General features: G+C 70.2%; 17 protein-coding genes. 8 read left to right on the top strand and 9 right to left on the bottom strand.

The window, feature by feature from the left end; translation table 11 throughout:
• Positions 1-808: 808 nt before the first annotated feature.
• Positions 809-1,012, bottom strand: coding sequence for a DUF397 domain-containing protein (locus ACFW22_RS04720; RefSeq protein ID WP_386398834.1), 204 nt, complete (start codon positions 1,010-1,012; stop codon positions 809-811).
• Positions 1,009-1,839: a Scr1 family TA system antitoxin-like transcriptional regulator gene (locus ACFW22_RS04715; protein ID WP_386398830.1), complete on the bottom strand. Its 831-nt coding sequence runs from the start codon at positions 1,837-1,839 to the stop codon at positions 1,009-1,011. The genes ACFW22_RS04720 and ACFW22_RS04715 overlap by 4 nt, the downstream gene beginning before the upstream one ends.
• A gap of 370 nt (positions 1,840-2,209) precedes the next feature.
• Between ACFW22_RS04715 and ACFW22_RS04710 the strand changes: the two genes are divergently transcribed.
• The 7 genes from ACFW22_RS04710 (at position 2,210) to ACFW22_RS04680 (ending at position 6,531) form a co-directional block, all read left to right on the top strand.
• Complete coding sequence (locus ACFW22_RS04710; protein ID WP_386398828.1) at positions 2,210-2,359, top strand: hypothetical protein; 150 nt, start codon at positions 2,210-2,212, stop codon at positions 2,357-2,359.
• Positions 2,360-2,466: 107 nt separating this feature from the next.
• Positions 2,467-2,637 carry a hypothetical protein gene (locus ACFW22_RS04705; RefSeq protein ID WP_386398824.1) on the top strand — a complete coding sequence of 57 codons (171 nt, stop codon included), beginning with the start codon at positions 2,467-2,469 and terminating at the stop codon, positions 2,635-2,637.
• Positions 2,634-3,077 carry a hypothetical protein gene (locus ACFW22_RS04700; protein ID WP_386398822.1) on the top strand — a complete coding sequence of 148 codons (444 nt, stop codon included), beginning with the start codon at positions 2,634-2,636 and terminating at the stop codon, positions 3,075-3,077. The genes ACFW22_RS04705 and ACFW22_RS04700 overlap by 4 nt, the downstream gene beginning before the upstream one ends.
• A gap of 153 nt (positions 3,078-3,230) precedes the next feature.
• Positions 3,231-4,352 (top strand): radical SAM protein, encoded by a 1,122-nt coding sequence (locus ACFW22_RS04695; RefSeq protein WP_386398819.1) that lies wholly within the window; start codon positions 3,231-3,233, stop codon positions 4,350-4,352.
• Positions 4,349-4,519, top strand: a complete 171-nt coding sequence (locus ACFW22_RS04690) for a hypothetical protein (RefSeq protein ID WP_173264330.1) — start codon at positions 4,349-4,351, stop codon at positions 4,517-4,519. Before ACFW22_RS04695 ends, ACFW22_RS04690 begins: the two co-directional genes overlap by 4 nt.
• A gap of 93 nt (positions 4,520-4,612) precedes the next feature.
• On the top strand, positions 4,613-5,419 hold the full coding sequence (locus ACFW22_RS04685; protein WP_173264329.1) for a phosphotransferase: 807 nt from the start codon (positions 4,613-4,615) through the stop codon (positions 5,417-5,419).
• 89 nt (positions 5,420-5,508) lie between these two features.
• Entirely contained in the window at positions 5,509-6,531 is a 1,023-nt protein-coding gene (locus tag ACFW22_RS04680) for an NAD(P)H-quinone oxidoreductase (RefSeq protein ID WP_386398814.1), read from the top strand.
• A 152-nt stretch (positions 6,532-6,683) separates the two neighbouring features.
• Here the strand turns inward: ACFW22_RS04680 and ACFW22_RS04675 are convergent, their stop codons facing one another.
• The 6 genes from ACFW22_RS04675 to ACFW22_RS04650 all read right to left on the bottom strand — a co-directional run bounded on the left by ACFW22_RS04675 (position 6,684) and on the right by ACFW22_RS04650 (position 14,396).
• Positions 6,684-7,229 (bottom strand): bacterial proteasome activator family protein, encoded by a 546-nt coding sequence (locus tag ACFW22_RS04675; protein ID WP_384874250.1) that lies wholly within the window; start codon positions 7,227-7,229, stop codon positions 6,684-6,686.
• Between the two features lie 97 nt (positions 7,230-7,326).
• Positions 7,327-10,191, bottom strand: a complete 2,865-nt coding sequence (locus ACFW22_RS04670) for an FtsX-like permease family protein (RefSeq protein ID WP_386398809.1) — start codon at positions 10,189-10,191, stop codon at positions 7,327-7,329.
• Positions 10,188-10,922 (bottom strand): ABC transporter ATP-binding protein, encoded by a 735-nt coding sequence (locus ACFW22_RS04665; protein WP_386398807.1) that lies wholly within the window; start codon positions 10,920-10,922, stop codon positions 10,188-10,190. The genes ACFW22_RS04670 and ACFW22_RS04665 overlap by 4 nt, the downstream gene beginning before the upstream one ends.
• A 98-nt stretch (positions 10,923-11,020) precedes the next feature.
• On the bottom strand, positions 11,021-11,677 hold the full coding sequence (locus ACFW22_RS04660) for a PadR family transcriptional regulator (RefSeq protein ID WP_386398805.1): 657 nt from the start codon (positions 11,675-11,677) through the stop codon (positions 11,021-11,023).
• Between the two features lie 86 nt (positions 11,678-11,763).
• Positions 11,764-12,660, bottom strand: coding sequence for a hypothetical protein (locus tag ACFW22_RS04655; protein ID WP_386398802.1), 897 nt, complete (start codon positions 12,658-12,660; stop codon positions 11,764-11,766).
• 110 nt (positions 12,661-12,770) lie between these two features.
• Positions 12,771-14,396, bottom strand: coding sequence for a protein kinase (locus tag ACFW22_RS04650; RefSeq protein ID WP_386398799.1), 1,626 nt, complete (start codon positions 14,394-14,396; stop codon positions 12,771-12,773).
• A 264-nt stretch (positions 14,397-14,660) separates the two neighbouring features.
• Between ACFW22_RS04650 and ACFW22_RS04645 the strand changes: the two genes are divergently transcribed.
• Positions 14,661-16,271, top strand: coding sequence for a protein kinase (locus tag ACFW22_RS04645; RefSeq protein WP_386398795.1), 1,611 nt, complete (start codon positions 14,661-14,663; stop codon positions 16,269-16,271).
• Between the two features lie 92 nt (positions 16,272-16,363).
• Here the strand turns inward: ACFW22_RS04645 and ACFW22_RS04640 are convergent, their stop codons facing one another.
• On the bottom strand, positions 16,364-17,362 hold the full coding sequence (locus ACFW22_RS04640; protein ID WP_386399056.1) for a phosphotransferase: 999 nt from the start codon (positions 17,360-17,362) through the stop codon (positions 16,364-16,366).
• Positions 17,363-17,504: the final 142 nt, after the last annotated feature.

Here is a 17,504-nt window from a genome sequence, read left to right as displayed (position 1 = left end):
GTGCCGACCTGCCGCAACCACTAGGGGAAGAACGGATTACGACATGCGAAGAGACGGGGGCAGTGCTGCGGGCGCAAGGGGTCTTGGTTGCGCGGCTGCTCAAAGGGGGCAAGTTCGATGGCTTCCGCTTGCTGGTGCGCGACCGGTACTCGGGGGACCTTGTGGGGTCCGCTGAGTGGTACATGAGCCCCGAGACGGGGGCGTACCTGCCCTATCCGGGCGGAGTCTGGTCGGCGTGCGACTACGGCCAGCACAACCACCACCAGGACGACGACGAAGGACCGGTCACGCTCGCCGCGTGACCGGCGGACACCAACCCACCAACTCAGGGGAGAAGCCGACGCGTTTGCGCCGACTGCACCACCGCCACTCAGGGGGAACCATGAACCACCGCCCGCCCGTCCGCTCCGCGCTTGCGGCCGTCACAACGGCCGTCGCCTTCGTCTTGCTGGCCGCGCTGAGCCTGCCTAGCCACTGTCCCCAGAAGGACGCTGTGAGCGCCCCTGAGAGCCCCTTGCCGACCGGCGTAGCCACCGGCCCGGCAAACCTCCGTACGGCCCATCAGCGGCCCCCTGAGTCCCCTTCGTTGGCCAGTCGCCTAGCCCATGATCTCCGGCGCGTGGTGCCTGTGCGCGCCCCTGCCATGTGATCACGCAAAGTGAGGCCGCGGGGCCCGGCATGTCCGTTTTAACCCCCAGGATCGATGCCGGCGAGCCCCAAAAATTTTACGCAGGGTAGCGAAGAGCCCCGCCACTCCGGAGGGGGTGAAGTGGCGGGGCTCGAACTGGGCGGCGTGCGCGTCGGCCGGTCAGCCGTGCGTCTTGGCGAAGGCCACGAGACCGGCGAAACCTTCGGCCGTGAGGTTCAGCGTCGGGCCGTTCGGGTCCTTGCTGTCACGGACCAGGAACGTGCCCGTGGCCCGCGCGTACTCCGGGGCCCACTCGACGCACTCACCGCCGTTGTTCTGGCTGTAGCTCGAACTGGTCCAGTCGGGAACGAGGTTGTGCGTCATGAGTAACAGTCCTTCGCAATGGTGTTGATCATGTCTGCCGTCTCATCCGGCGGCGCGGCCATGGCGGTCAGCAGATCATAGGCATCCTGTGCCGCCGCAACGTCCGCTTCTTCAGCGAGGATGTACCCCCTTGGGAAGCCGTCCACGTGCACCACGTCGGCCCCTTCCTTGAACGAGAGCAAACCGAAGGGGCTTGCCCAACCGTGGTGCTGCCCCTGGTCTTTGATGATCTGCACTCGATGCCGGGGGGTCTCGGCAAGGTCCCGCAAGTGGTCAAGCTGAGCGCGCATGGTGGCAGGGTCGCCAACGGAGTTACGTAGGGCGCTCTCGTTCAGCACCAGCCACAAGCGCGCGGGGCCGTCTTCGCGAGCAAGGATGCGTTGCCGCTCCATCCGGGCAGTCAGCAAGTCCTCAAGGTTGGTGGGCCGACCGGTACGCAAGACCGCTTCGGCGTAGGAGCGCGTCTGTACCAACCCCGGTAGAAGCGTGGGGTGGAACATCCGAACCACGGTCGCCTTCGCCTCCAGCTCCACGTACCGGCGGAACCAGGGCGGGAACGCGTAGCGGAGGGCCAACGGCCAGAGTCGAACGAAGCGCCCGTTGGCGTTGGGGAACACGCGGTCGCACGCTTCCGCGAACTCCAAAGCCGGTACGCGCTCGCCAGCCTCGATCTTGGCCACCAGGGAGTACCCGCAGTGTGCTTCCGTGCCTAAATCCTTGCGAGACAAACCAAGTCGTTCGCGCTCAATCCGTACTTCGCTGCCGAAGTGCACCAAAGGAGACGCTGACGGGTCGGCTAGATCATCGTTCTCGTTTTCGACACTCATACGAACGAACACCCCTTGATCGTTGGACAGTTGGCAGTGTCCAGCGCTGCCGTCTTTCGAGCGTAGACCCAAAGTCCGACTCTGTGAGTGCGTCATTACGGACAGCAGCACCCGCAGACGAAGGGGACGGCAACACCATGACCGACCGGCCGACGAACCCCGCCCGACCGCGCGGCGTAGAGGAGCTGGCGGCGGCAGTGCCCATGCCGGACCTTGAGCCCGTGGCGCATCCTGACTGCCGCGTGTGCTTCGCGGCAGACCGGGGCCGGACGGCCGCACGGACACAGGGGGCACCCCAGCGCGTTGCCGACTTCAACCGGGTGATCACTGGGCACCCGCACCGGGCCGACCAGGGCGAGGGGGCAGAGCGGTGACCGCGAACGCCCCGGAACGCTCGCCGCATCCCCGACCGGATGACCAGCCGGACGACGAAGCAGCTACCGGCAACACGTTGGCCGAACGGGTGGAGGAATTGGGGGCTGCAATTGAAGAGCACTTCAAGGAACTGGGCAGGCGGTAATGGGATACCGATTCCGACGCTTTCGCGTTGAGGCAGACTGCGAACCCGACGCAGAACCCCAGACGCACGCCATGCAGTGCGCCGTATGTGGTGAATCCGGGCCCCCGGTGGAAGTCGAGAAGCAGAACACCCCGGAGACTCAGGAAAAGGCCGACCGTGAAGCGCAAGCGGCGGCAGCGACTTGGGTTGGGGAGCACCGCAGCGACAACCGCGAGCATCTGACGTACCGGCTGGTGACCAGTGCGCCGTACCGCATCGTTCCGGGGGAGTGGTTGTGACCGCGAACGTTGAAGGCTACTGGTGCGAATTCGTCGCCCGTAGTTCGGTGGACGGACGGGAATGGTTCCTTGGCGGATACCGGGCCAACTCCCCCCGGCTGGCCATTCGTTGGTTACGTGGTCGTGCGCACCGCCTAGCAAACGCGCTTGACCCCATTCCCGGAGTAGGGCCCCTGCCGCCCGAATGCCTGCACCTTGCCAGCGCAGAGAGCCCCAACCCCGGAAACATCTTCCGGAAATGGGCCATGGACATGCACCACCAGGGCAAGCAAATGAACGCACTGGCGAACGGCCGAAGCATCAGTATCAACGCTGGTGGGCCCGACAGAATTTTCGGGCTTGCTCACACCGACCTGTTTCTCTCTCTCACCTGCCGCCCGATGATGCTGGACTTCGTCACCGAATGGCGATTAAGCGAAGCCGATTACGCGGCAGCGTAGCCGCACCCCCAGATTCCCGCCCCTGCCGAACCTAACCGAATCTCCAACCCCCACGGCGAATCGGAAAGGGCAGGGGCGGGGCAAGCCCCCGCCCGGCTACGTGAACGGACAGCCGTAGTCGGGCGGGGACCCACAACCCCGGAGGAACCCCCAATGCACCAGGTCATTGCCAGTCCGCAAGGTGACAAGTTCATCATTGCGCGCCCCGGTGCGCGTAAGGGAATGCACGTCCCGTACGCCATGCACCGGGAACTTGCCGGTGCCGTGGCCGACGGGCAGGCGGTACCGGGATGGCTGGCCGACGCTGCCCGGCAGGCATGGGGAATCGACATTGCCGGATGCCCGGCCAAGGGAACCGTTCTGGTTCGCCCGCTCACTCCGCTGAACTACAGCCGGGCAACGTGGGAGATCAATAAGGGCTGCAATTTCAACTGTGAGCACTGCTACCTTGCCGAGCGGAAATTTGAAGGTTTGCCGCGCGAAGAGAAAGACCGGCTGCTCTTCATGCTCCGTGACGCAGGGGTGTTATGGCTCCAGTTCACCGGGGGAGAGCCCACAATTGACCGGGATTTCCCGCACGCCTACCGAACGGCCTTCGGGCTGGGAATGCTCATCGAGATTCTGACGAATGGGTCTCGACTGCACCGGCCGGAAACCATCGAGCTTCTTTCGTCCCTGCCCCCGCACAAGGTGACGGTTTCCCTGTACGGCGCGACGGCTGAGAGTTTCGATTCCCTCACGCGCAAGCCGGGTGCTTACAAGCTGCTCATGAAGGGGCTCAAGGCTGCCAAAGAGGCGGGGGTCTCACTTGAACTCGCGTTGATCATCACTAAGCACAACGCGCACGAAGTTGAAGCCATGCGGGAAATCGCAGGGGAGTACGCGACCACGTACACCGAATACGCGAATATCTCGCCTACCTATGACGGAAATCCCGAACCGCTCGCCGCTCAGGCTCCGGGATTCCTGGACAAGTCCACGGTCTTTCAGGGCTGCCCGGCCGGACACACGTTCTTTCACGTGGACCCCCACGGGTTCGCCACCATGTGCAAGGTCGGCCGTGAAAACCCCGTAAGCCTCATAGCTGAGGGACTAAACGGCCTTTCGCGTCTGCCCGCAATCGCAGACGCCCAAATGCTTCGCTCCGGTGGCTGTAGCGGCTGCCAACTCTCGGCAACCTGCCGGGTATGTCGGCCACTCGCTAAGGCGTACCAGGAAGCGAAGGCACCACTGAACACCTACTGTCAACACGGAAACGGAGACCACACAGAATGAGCGCTGTAGCCGTCGAACTCACCACCCGCCCGGGGCTGAGCCTGGTACCGGCCACGGGCGACCAGCCGAAGACCCCGGAACCGGCCGGACTGGTCATCGTGGACGACGTCGAGTCGCTGACCGAAGGCACCGTACCGGGCTGCAACGACGACAACCCGTACCGGTAACCGCGCCGGTACACCCGTAGGACTCCGCACGGGCTCTGTGGCGTTCACGCGCTGCGGGGCCCGTGTGGGCCGTCGTATGAGAGTCTGGGAACCGTGGCAACTCAGCGAATGTCATTCGATGATCTACCGTCCGCCGTACTTGCTGGCGTTGAATCTCGCGCCGGGGAAATCATCAAGACCGAAACGGTACGGCAAGGCTTCAATAGCGAAATCGCGGCGCGAATCTTCACCGCTGGCGGTTCCTTCTTCGTCAAGGGCCTAAGAACCGACCACAAGCGCGTATGGACTCAGCGCCGGGAAGCCGAAGTAAACCCGTACCTCCGAGGAATCGCGCCCGCGCTTCTCTGGCAGGTGGAAGACGCCGGATGGGTGCTCCTGGGGTTTGAGGTACTGGACGGCCACCACGCCGACTACTCGGCAGGTTCGCCGGACCTCCCCAAAGTGGCCGATCTTCTTTGCCGACTGGGGGAAGTCCCCTGCCCCGAAATCGAGTTGCGGCAGGCGGAACAACGTCTTGAGAGGTACGCGGCCAAGCCGTCCGACGTTGCGCACTTCGCGGGCAACTCCCTGCTTCACACAGACCTGAACAACGAGAACGTCATGGTGGACGGCCCCGCCTTTCTCGTTGACTGGGCTTGGGCAACACGCGGTGCCGCATGGCTGGACGCTGCCCACTGGACGGTGTGGCTCATGGCGGCAGGCAAGCAAGAACCCCAGTCGGCCGAACAGTGGGCGGCACGTGTTCCCGCGTGGCAGACGGCAGCACCGGAAGCAGTGACGGCCTTCTCGCTGGCGACCGCAAATCTGTGGGAAGAAATCGCGGGTGCCGACCCGGACCCGTGGACGGCCACTGTCCTTGACGCTGCCCGACGCTGGGCGGAGTACCGAAAAGCCGTCTGAACGCCCCTCAGCGGCCCCTCAGCGGCCCCGTCCGTGCGTCGGCCCCCGTGGCGCATGGGCGGGGCCTTCGTCGTGGGTAGCGTGAGGTTATGAAGGCAATCACGATCACCGAACCGGGTGGGCCGGAAGTGCTCACATGGACAGAGGTACCGGACCCCGTACCGGGGCCGGGGGAAGTCCTCATTGATGTGACGGCCAGCGCCGTAAACCGGGCGGACCTACTCCAGCGCCAAGGCTTCTACGATCCTCCGCCTGGCGCTTCGCCGTATCCGGGACTTGAATGCTCCGGGCATGTGGCAGCGCTGGGGGAGGGGGTCACCGGGTGGAAAGTCGGTCAGCCGGTGTGCGCTCTCCTGAGTGGTGGGGGGTACGCCGAGAAGGTGAGCGTGCCCGCTGGCCAGGTACTTCCTGTACCGGACGGTGTGTCTGTGGCCGACGCTGCCGCGCTGCCGGAAGCAACCGCAACGGTGTGGTCTAACATCTTCATGGGTGGGGGTACCGCCACAAGCTCCAACATCTTCATGATCGCCCACCTGAGGCCGGGCGAGACCCTGCTGGTGCACGGTGGTGCGAGCGGGATCGGCACGATGGCGATCCAGCTGGCGAAGGCGGTCGGTGCGCGGGTCGCGGTCACCGCCGGTGGGCCCGAGAAGCTGGCGCGCTGCGCCGAGTTGGGCGCGGACGTCCTGATCGACTACCGCGAGCAGGACTTCGTGGAGGAGTTGGCGAAGGCGACGGACGGCGCGGGTGCGGACGTCATCCTGGACATCATGGGCGCGAAGTACCTGGAGCGGAACGTGAAGGCGCTGGCCGTGAACGGCCGGCTGGTCATCATCGGCCTCCAGGGCGGGGTGAAGGGCGAACTGAACCTCGGGGCGCTGCTCGCCAAGCGCGCCGCCGTCATGGCGACCACGCTGCGGTCCCGTCCGGTGCACGAGAAGGCGGCGATCGTCGCCGCCGTCCGGGAGCACGTCTGGCCCCTGATCGGCGCGGGTACGGTCCGGCCGGTCGTCGACCGCACGGTTCCGATGCAGGACGCGGCGGAGGGGCACCGGGCGCTGGAGGCCGGCACCCACGTGGGCAAGGTGCTGTTGCTCGCCCCGGGCGCCTGATCCCACCGGGCGCCTGATCCCACCGGGCGCCTGATCCCACCGGGCGGACGGCCCCTCGACGGCCGGCGCCTGCCGTGGCGCGCCCCGGTGGGCGGCGTGCGCACGGAGGAGGGCCGGCACACCCGGTGCGCCGGCCCTCCTCCGCGTGCGACCTACAGATACGGGCCCGAGCGCCCCGCATGTCCGTGGCCCTGCTCGTCGTCATCGTCGTGGGACGCGCCCGGGGGCAGCGCGCGGCGCATCTGCTCCAACTGCGCCCTGGCCGCCATCTGTTGGGCGAACAGCGCCGTCTGGATGCCGTGGAACAGCCCTTCGAGCCACCCCACCAGTTGGGCCTGCGCGATGCGCAGCTCCGCCTCGGAGGGGATCGCCTCGTCGGTGAACGGCAGGGAGAGACGTTCCAGTTCCTCGACCAGTTCGGGCGCGAGCCCGTCCTCCAACTCCTTGACGGAGCTGGCGTGGATGTCCTTGAGCCTGACGCGGCTGGCCTCGTCGAGGGGTGCCGCGCGCACTTCTTCCAGGAGCTGCTTGATCATGCTGCCGATCCGCATGACCTTCGCAGGCTGCTCGACCATTTCCGTCACCGGGACCTCGCGGGTTTCGTCGTCGCCCTGAGCGCCGCCGAGCGCCATCCCGTCCTGTCCCACGACGAGGATCGGGGGGCTCTCCTGCGACCTGTCATTCCTCGGCATCTCCATGCCGCCATTCTCTCGTACGCATGCCTCACCACACGGTGTGCCCCTGTACGGGGGTGATCCACCCTCGTACAGGGGCACGGGACGGGAGCGGGGACCGTCAGGTCGCCGCGCGTCGGGCGAGCGCTCCGCGCGAGCGGGTCACCAGGGCGGCGAGCAGCGCGGCGCCGAGCGGGACGGCGACGAGCAGGCCGGCCAGCGTTTCCCAGGGGATGACGATCGGCAGCTCGGGCGGGGAGGTCTCTCCGATCCAGCCCTGGGCCAGGCTCTGCTCGAAGAAGCGGACCTGCTCGCGCTCTTCGGTGAGGCGCAGGCCCACGGCGGGCAGCAGCCCGGCCGCCGAGCCGAGGAGCACGCCCATGGCGGCGACGACGCCGCACTGGAACCCGCTGAGGGTGCGGCGGACCTTGGGCGGTGCGCCGACGGCGGCGAGCGTCTTCAGGTCGGCTTCGGCATCGGCCTGGGCGAGACCGGTGGCGATGCCCGCGGCGCCGATGGTGACGAGACCGGCGAAGACGGCCAGCGAGAGCAGGACGATGCCGTCCTGCTGGACGAAGCCCTCCTCCAGGTGGAGCTGGACTTCGCTGCCGAGCTTCGCGAGCTCGGCGTCGAGCTTCTGGCGCTGTTCGCCGTCGGGGAGCCGGTCCGTGCTGACGTAGAGGCCGAGCGGGACCGTGGAGAGCCCTGCGGCCTTGGCGGTGGCCGGGGTCATCAGGGCCTGGAGGCCGTATGCGTTCTTCTCGCCGGGCACCTGGTAGGCGGGCAGGGAGGTGATCCTGCCGGGGACCGGGCGGTTCTCCGAGGAGGCCTTGTCGGCTGCGGCGAGGTCGGTGATCTGCTTGATGCCGATGGTGCCGTCCGCGGCGACCTGGCTCCGGTTGAAGCTGACGACCTTGCCCTCGGCCAGTGCCCGGACGGTCGCGGGATCGTCGACGCCGAGGACGGTCAGCACTCCGGCGTCACCGACGAGCAGCCCGCCCTCGGAGACGTACATCCCGCCGTTGCCGTTCTCCGCGCAGCGCCAGTCCTCGGTGAGGATCTTCCGCCGCTGCTCGGGCGTGTACTTCTCCGAGGGGTCGCCGCCGTCGGGGAGCGCCGCGTACAGCGGGCACTCGTTCGCCTGGGGAACGACGACCTCGTAGCGACCGCAGCCCGCCTCCGCGCTCCAGGGGGCACAGCCGGGCTTGCCGACGGACACGCGCTCCACGTCGGCGCGCAGGTCGACGGGGAAGGAGCGCTGGACGGCCTCCCGGACGGCGGGGGCGTCCCGTCCGCCCTCCTCGGAGACGAAGGCGGAGGCGACGCCGTACGGCAGCTTGGCCTCGTACTCGGCCTCGCTCTGGGCCTCGCGGCTGGCCATGTAGGTGGAGACGGCGACCGTGCCCGCGACGGCGGCGAGGACGGCGGCGACCGCGGGTGCCGTACGGCCCCGGTTGCGGACGGCGTCCCGCAGCGCGAGACGGGGGGAGAGCGGCAGCCAGCGGCCGGTTCGCCCGAAGAGGCCCACCAGGGCCGGGGTCATGGCGACGACGCCCAGTTCGGCGATGGCGGAACCACCGGCCACGATGATGAACTGCTCGCTGACGAGCGAGCCGAAGAGGGCGATGGAACCGCCGAGCAGAAGGGCGCCGAGCCCGATGAGCGGGAGCACCCGGCTGCTGCGGCGGATTCCGCGCCGGCCGGTGAGCGAGGCGAGGACGGTCTGTCGTGCGGCGGTGAAGGCCGGAACGATGGCCGAGAGCAGACCGGTCAGGACCGCGAGCAGGGCAATGCCGAGGAGTTCGGCCGGTCGGACCTCGAAGGCCCCGAACCGCTGCCCCATGGTCTCTTCGAGGACCGGCTGCAGGGCCAGCGTCAGGACCACGGCGAGAACGGTCCCGGTGACGGCGGCGGTGAGGCCGATGACCAGGCCGCCGCTCAGCACGATGGCCCGGATGTGGCTGCGGGCACCGCCGTTGGCCCCGACCAGACCGAGCTGGCGGCGCGAGCGGCGGGCACCGACCGCGAAGGCGGGGCCGGCGAGGAGGCAGATCTCCAGCATGGCCAGGCCGACGACCGTGCTGATGGCGGCGAGCTCGGCGGCGGCAGCGGCCGGGCTGGCTTCGAAGGTGCCCCAGCCCTCCTTCTGGAAGAGCGGCACCTCTGACCTGGCGGGCGGGTTCACCAACACGGCGCGCGAAGTGACCGACACACCGTGGGTGTTGATCTCCTTGACGGCGTTCCACGTGAAACCGCCGGACGCGCGCACCAGGTACGAGAGGGAGGTTTCGGGGGTGGTCAGACCGGCCTGTGTGACGGCCTTGCCGTACGGCGCGAGGAAGGCCCCCGGCAGTGCGTTGACCTGGTCGGTGCCGAGCGAGTCGGGAAGTTCGTAAGCGCCGACGATCCGGTACGGGCGGTCGAAATTGCGGGCGGAAAGGGTCGAGCCGACCGACAGGCCGCTGGTCTCCAGGAAGTGCGAGGTCGCCATGACCTCGTCGTCCCTCTCCGGGAAGTGCCCCTCCAGGAGCGTCATGATGCCGCGGGCAACCGGGTCGGAGGCCTTGAGTTCGCGCACCTCGGTCAGGAGCAGGCCGTGGGACGTCGTCAGCTTGGCCGCCCCGCTCTCGTCCGTGAGGACGGTGGATCCTGCGGGAAAGGTCCGGGAGACGTCCGTGGTGCCGCTCGGCCACGGCTCGTCCTCATAGTCCTCGACCGGTGTCCGCAGGTCCCCGGACGGGTCCTGGAAGATCGGGACACCACCGAACTGGGCGTCCCGGAAGCGCGCGTCGGCCGTGCCCATCATCCGCTCCGCCCGCTCGACGGGGGAGAGTTGGGAACTGCGGTAGGTCAGGTCGAGGGCGCTGACCCCCAGGATGGGCAGCGCGATCATCGCGAGGACGAGGGCGCTGCGTCCCTTGGAGCGCCAGGCGTCGCGGCGGGCTATTCGGATCGCGGCCCGCCAGGAATGGAACCAGGTCTTCACGCCTCTGCCACCTGGCCCGACAGAAGGGAATCGGCTTCGCTCCGCACGGTCTGGTCGACGATGGCGCCGTCCCGGAGGAACACCACCCGGTCGGCCCAGGCGGCGAACCGCGGTTCGTGGGTGACGAGGACGCCGGCGGCGCCCGCATCGCAGCGCGTGCGGAGCAGCGCGAGCACGGACTCGCCGGTCTCGGAGTCGAGGGCGCCGGTGGGCTCGTCGGCGAGGACCAGTCGGCGGTCGCCGACGAGGGCGCGGGCGATGGCGATCCGCTGCTGCTGGCCGCCGGACATCTCGTCGGGGAAGCGGTCGGCGAGGTGGCCGAGCGCCATCTCCTCCAGGGCGGCGAGGGCCTCGACGCGTGCCTTGCGCGCGGAGGTCCCGTCCAACTCGCGCGGTAGGGCGACGTTCTCGGCGGCGGTCAGGGCCGGGATGAGGTTGTAGTCCTGGAAGACGTAACCGATGCTGCGGCGGCGCAGCGCGGCGAGCTCCTTGACGCTCGCGGTGGTGATGTCGGTGTCCTCGACGATCACCCGGCCCGAGGTGGGGGTGTCGAGGCCGCCCGCGATGGTGAGCAGGGTGGACTTGCCGGAGCCCGACGGGCCCATGACGGCGACGAGTTCGCCGGGGTAGACGGCGAGGTCGATTCCGCGCAGGGCGTGCACTTCGGTGGCGCCGGTGCCGTGGACGCGGGTCAGGTTCTGGAGTTGCAGCACGGGCTGCGGTGTGGGCATGGAAGAGGTCCCCCAGTTGGTCGTACGCGGTGGTGGGCCGGGTACGGGTGTGTGCGGTGGAAGGTGGTCGATGGCGGGGCGGGTGCGCGAGGGGTGGGTCAGCCCGCTCCGGACGCACCGGTGGCCGACGGGCGAGGAGCGGCCGAGGCGTTCGGGGCGGCCGAGGCGTTCGGGACGGCCGGTGCCACCGGGGGCCGCTCCCGGGAGGCCGTCGCCGACAGACGGATCAGCCGGGCCTCGCAGTGGTCCAACCAGCGGGCCTCCGCCTCGGTCTGGAAGATCAACTGCTCCAGGACGAGCAGCCAGGCCACGTCGTCCCGCTCCCGCGTCCCGCCGCTCTCGACGGCGGCGAGGGCCTGGGCCTTGAGGCGGGTGTAGTCCTGCATGGCCTTCACGGTGTGCCGGCGCTGGGACTGGATGACGGCGCGGATGTCCACGCCGGGTGCACCCACGGCCATGGCGAGCTTGATGGCCAGTTCGTCACGGGCGGGACTGGTGCGGTCCACCGGCTCCTCGAACCAGGTCCTGAGTTCGGTGCGACCGTTGTCGGTGATCGTGTAGAGCGTGTGTCCTGCCTCGTCCGCGCCGTCCTGGGTGACCATGCCGTCGCGTTCGAGCCGGTTGAGCGTCGTGTAGACCTGGCCGACGTTGAGCGGCCAGGTGGAGCCGGTGCGCGACTCGAACTCCGTGCGGAGCTGGGAGCCGTAGCGGGGACCGCGTTCGAGGAGGGCGAGGAGCCCGTGGCGGATCGACATACTCAGTATGTATACCGAGTATGTCGCCGGGTGCAACCCTCCCGAGGGGGAAGCGGAAGGTCCCCCTCGTGGGGGACCCCGACGGCTCAGCGGCGGCGCATCCGGAGCCCGAGAAAACCGATGCCGAGCCCCATCAAGGTCATCCCCACCCCCAGGGTGAGGAAGGGAACCGGCTGGTCAGCAAGGGGAAGGGCGGCCTCGGGCGACAGTCGCGGCGCGGCGGCGGGCAGACTGGCGGGCACGGTTCCGGGCTGCAGCGGCTCCTCCTCGGGAACCGGCTCGTCCGCCGCCCCGAAGCCGTCCTGCTCCTGCGCGCTTGTTGCCGTTTCGGTACGAGAAGGGCCCGACGAGGACCCGCTCGACGGGGCGGGGTCGGAGGGCGCGGCGGTCTCGGAGCGTCCGGGGCGGGGCCGCCCCTCGCCGGCCGGTCGCCCCGCGAGGGAGGCGGAGCCCTGGGGAGCGGGGGCGTCGGAGGGATCCGTGGACGGCACGGCCGACACGGAGGCACCGGTACCGGAGGGCACGGGCACGAGGGGCCCGGCGGCGGGGAGGGTTTCCCCCGCGCTCTCCCCGGTGGCCTGTCCGGAGCCCCCGCCGGTGTCCTCGGGAGCGGTGGCAGGGGAGGACGGCGCCGGTGCGGCCGACGGGCGCCCGGCGGAGGGCAGGGGCACCGCCGGGACCTTGGCGGGGAGCGGGGGCGTCGGAGCCGTACGGCCCGCCGAAACCGGGGGCTTCACGCCGTCCGCCGCACCGCCTCCCGGCTTCCGCACGTCCGGCTTCCGCACGTCCGGGTCCCGCACCTCCGGCCCGGCCGTTGCGCGCCCCGCCGGCCACCGGGTGTCCGCACCGGTCGCCGGGGGAGCGCCGGGGGCCTCCGCCGCGTACCCGGAGGGCGCGGCGTGCAGAGCGCAGAAGCAGGTGAACGCGCAGGCGAGAGCGGTGCCGAGAGCCCGCGCCCGTCCCGTGCGGAGTGCTGGAGTCACCGAGTGACCCCCTCCCGTACCGAGCCGCCGAGGTGTTCAACTCAGCGTCACATGACCGAATCGTTCCGGCATCCGGGACGGGGCAGGGGGTGGAGGCGGGTGTCGACGCCCTACTCCGGCGGGTAGCCCGTCGACACCTTCAGGGTGAATTCGGCATCGGCATCGGTGATGTCCTGGCCTGCCGGCGGGTACTGCTCCAGGACCGTGCCCTCGCCGTACGTGGACTCGTCCACCGTGGTCTCGTTCATGATCTTCCAGCCGGCCGCCTGGACGCAGTCCTTCACCGACTGGATGTTCTTGTAGGTCAGGTCCGGGGTCTCGAACTTGTCGGGGTCGTCGTTGGACTCCGTGGGCTCCGTGCACTTCTTCGTGTCGATGGTCTTGGTCAGGTCCGGGCCCTTGTAGCCGGGCACCTCCGACTCGCCCTGCTGCACGTCCGTGCCGGTGCCACCCGCCTGAGCGCCCGGATCCTCGTCGTCCAGGTTGAGCGCGAGGACCAGGCCGCCGATCGCGAGCACCGCGACGGCGACGGCGCCGACGAGGAGCGGCACGTTCCGGCGGGACCCTCCGGCGGCGACGGGCCGGGGCGCCTGCTGCGGGGGGTAGGGAGAGGGGGCCGGGGTCTGGTAGACCGGCGCGGGACCCTGGGGGTAGCCGTAGGGAGTGCCGGCCATCGGCCCGGACACGGGGGGCGTCGGACCGTACGGGCCGGGCTGCGGGGTCTGCGGCAGATAGGGCTGCTGCACGCCGTGCGGGGTCGGCGGCGGGGTCTGGCCGACGGGCGGGAAGACCGCGGAGCCGACGCCCGAGCCGCTGCTCACCTGACCGCCCGCCACGATCACCGGCGCACCGGTCTGGCCGGCCGCGAGGACGCGCAGGCACTCGTCGCGCATCGTCGCGGCGTTGGGGAACCGCTCGTTCGGGTTCTTCCGCAGCGCGCGGGCGACCAGGGCGTCCATCGCGGGGGTCACCGAGCGGTTGACGGAGGACGGGGCGACCGGCTCCTCCTGTACGTGCGCGTAGGCGATGGCGAGCGGTGAGTCGGCGTCGAACGGCAGACGGCCCGTCAGCAACTGGAAGAGCATGATGCCGACCGAATAAAGGTCGGAGCGGGCGTCCACCGCGCGGCCGAGGGCCTGCTCGGGGGAGAGGTACTGCGGGGTGCCGACGACCATGCCGTTCTGCGTCATCGACGTGACGCCCGACTGCATGGCCCGCGCGATGCCGAAGTCCATGACCTTGACCGTGCCGCGCTTGGTCGTCATCACGTTGCCCGGCTTGATGTCACGGTGGACCAGGCCCATCTCGTGGCTGACCTCCAGCGCCGCCAGCACGTCGGCCGTCACCTTCAGGGCCTTGTCGGCCGGCATCGCGCCGTACTGCTGCACGTCGGCGGCGAGGACCGAGCCGAGCGGCTGCCCCTCCACGTACTCCATGACGATGTACGGCATGACGGCGCCGTCGAGCGTGTCCTCGCCGGTGTCGAAGACCGACACGATGTTGCTGTGCGACAGCTTGGCCACGGCCTGCGCCTCGCGCCGGAAGCGCTCGCGGAAGGACTGCTCCCGGCCGAGCTCCGTGTGCAGCGTCTTGATGGCGACCTGACGATCGAGCGCGGTGTCGTACGCCAGGTACACCGACGCCATGCCGCCTTCACCGAGGAGGTCGCGCAGCTGGTACCGGCCGCCCGCGACCGACCCGCCCGCATAGCGGCCCTGTGCGCCGTCCTGGCTCATCTGTGCTTCCCCCTAGGCGCGCGCGGTGGCGTCGATCCGGAATTTCCCGGCCAAGTCTGCCCGAGGGCGGTGACACGTCAAGCCGGGTGCCCTTTCCGTGACCCTCTGCACAGGAAGCGTTTCCACGTGCTTCGGAGGGGCCCGTCGGATTTGCACAGGCGTACGTCGAGGGGGTTCGATGGCCGATCCATCTCGGACCGTGGCGTTGCACGGAGCCTGTAGCGTGACGACTGGACACGGCACGACAGACGACGGCGAGGACTGATGGCACCCGAATCCGAAGCAGGCGGCGGCGTGCCGGACCCGTCGGCGGAGTCCTGGGGCATCGGCGGGGTCGTCGGCGACGGCCGCTACCGCCTGACGCACCGTCTGGGCCGCGGCGGCATGGCAGAGGTCTTCGCCGCCGAGGACGTGCGGCTCGGCCGCACCGTGGCCGTCAAGCTGCTGCGCGCCGACCTCGCCGAGGACCCGGTGTCCAAGGCCCGCTTCACCCGTGAGGCACAGTCCGTCGCCGGCCTCAACCACCACGCCATCGTCGCGGTGTACGACTCCGGCGAGGACCTGGTGGGCGGTCGGCCCGTGCCGTACATCGTGATGGAGCTCGTCGAGGGCCGCACCATCCGTGACCTGCTGCTCAGCGCCGAAGCGCCCGGGCCCGAGCAGGCGCTCATCATCGTCTCCGGGGTCCTGGAGGCGCTGGCCTACTCGCATCAGCACGGCATCGTGCACCGCGACATCAAGCCGGCGAACGTGATCATCACCCACACCGGCGCCGTGAAGGTCATGGACTTCGGCATCGCGCGGGCCCTGCACGGCGCGCAGTCGACCATGACGCAGACCGGCATGGTCATGGGCACCCCGCAGTACCTCTCCCCCGAGCAGGCCCTCGGCAAGGCGGTCGACCACCGCTCCGACCTGTACGCGACCGGGTGCCTGCTCTACGAACTGCTGGCACTGCGCCCCCCGTTCACCGGCGAGACCCCGCTGTCCGTCGTCTACCAGCACGTGCAGGACGCGCCGGTCCCGCCGTCCGAGGTGGCGCAGGGCGTGCCGCCGGAGCTCGACGGCCTGGCGATGCGCTCGCTCGCGAAGGACCCGGACGACCGGTTCCAGAGCGCCGAGGAGATGCGCGGGCTCGTCCAGTACGGCCTGCAGATGCTCCAGCAGCAGGGCGGCCACACCGGCCTGTGGAACACCGGGCCGGTCGGGATGTACGAGGGCGGGCACACTCCGGGCGGCGGCATGGCCGCGACGGCCGCGATGGGCCACCCGGTGCACGGGGAGACCGCGCAGGGCGCGATCCTCCCGCCGATGAACCCGGACGACGGCGGCGTCGGATACGGCGGCGGGTACGGCGGTGGCACGGGCGGCACCGGCTACGGCCAGGACGGCTACGGAGGGCAGAACGGCGGCCGGGGCAAGCTGTGGCTGCTGGTCGCCCTCGCGCTGGTCGCGGTCGTCGCCGGCGTCGCGTACGCAGTCAACAAGGCGAACGCACCGGACGGCGAGGTGAAGCCCCCGACCGTCACCGACTCGCCGTCGACGGCCTCGCAGGAGCCGACCCCCTCGGAGGAGCCCACCGGGGAGCCGACCGACGAGCCGGGCACGTCCACCGGTGGGGGCGCGACGCAGAAGCCGTGGACCCCGCCGACGACCTGGGAGCCGCCGACCGAGCCCACCGGCGAGCCGACGGAGACGGCGACCACGCAGCCGACCGAGCCCACCGGCGAGCCGACGGAGACGGCGACCACACAGCCGACCGAGCCCACCGGCGAGCCCACCGGTGAGCCCACCGGCGAACCGACGGACAGCTCCTCCGGCGGCAACGGCAACCCGGACACCCCGCCGACGGGCGCGGGCGCCGAGAGGAACTGACGCACCGCCCGGCGACGGGGGCGCCACCCCGACGGGGTGGCGCCCCCGCCGCCGTGTCGGAGCCCGGTCGGCCCGGTCGACCGGGTCCGTCCTCAACCAGCGAAGGCGTCACGGACCGCGACGTACTCGCGGGTCCACCAGACCGCCAGGGCCGACACCGTGGGGAACTGCCCGTCGGCCCTGCGGTCGTGCAGCTGGTAGCGCCAGCGCAGGGTCCAGAAGTCGTTGAGCCGCTCCCACCACACCCGGTGTGCCGCCGCGGCCATCTCGGTGCCGTCCGCACCCGACGCCCGTCGGTACGCGCGCGCGTACGGCCGCACCTTCTCCAGGGCCAGCTCGCCTCCGGGCCGTACGAAGAAGATCGCGGCGGCCCTGACCGCCTCCTCCGCCCGGGGGCGCACCCCCAGCCGGTCCCAGTCGACGATCGCGGCGGGTTCCGCGCCCCGGTACAGCAGGTTCAGCGGGTGGAAGTCACCGTGCACCCAGCCCGCGGTGGCGGCGGGCGGCGGGCGGTGGTGGGCGTGCTGGGCGAGCAGCCTGCGCCGTTCCCTGAGACGGTGCTCCGCGAGCGCGTCGAAGCTGTCCCGGGGGCGGTGCGCCCGGGCCAGCCCGAGCAGTTCCTCGATGGCCCGGAAGGTCTCCGGGAGGTCGGCGCTCGCGCATCCGCTCCCGTCGGTCGGGTCGTGCGCCTCCTCCGGTCCGGAGGGCTCCATCACCCGGGCCAGGGCCGTGTGGACCTGCCCGAGGAGGGTGCCGAGACGGCGGGAGCCGCCGGTGGAGAGCTCGCTGCCGTCACGGTGACGGCCCTCGATCCAGGGGTGCAGGGCGTAGCAGTGGCCGTCGACGACGGTGACGGTGCGGCCCCGGGCGTCGGCGAGGGGCGGGGCCACGGGCAGACCGAGGGCGTACAGGCGCTGGGTCGCCCGGTGCTGGCGGGCGACGGTGGCGCGGTCGGCGGTGGCCGCGTCGAGGTGCTGCTTGAGGAAGTAGGTGCCCCGGGTGGTGGCGAGGCGGAAGCCGCGGTTGAGGAGCCCTTCGGCGACGGGCACGCAGGAGAGGGGCTCTCCGGCGTGCCGGTGGCGGCGGAGCAGGGCGCCGACGGGAGGTGCACCGGTGGCCCGTAATGCGGTGCCTAACGGCCGGGGCGGGCCGTCCGCTGCCCGTAACGCGTCGTCGGCGGCCGGCGTGCCGGCGGCGCGGCGTCGGTGCGCGGAGGGGCGGGCCCGGCCGTCG

The organism is Streptomyces sp. NPDC058872 (genome assembly GCF_042743065.1).
Lineage (GTDB): Bacteria > Actinomycetota > Actinomycetes > Streptomycetales > Streptomycetaceae > Streptomyces.
The sequence above is the reverse complement of the archived record's forward strand: the minus strand, read 5'-3'. Positions and strand labels throughout refer to the sequence as shown.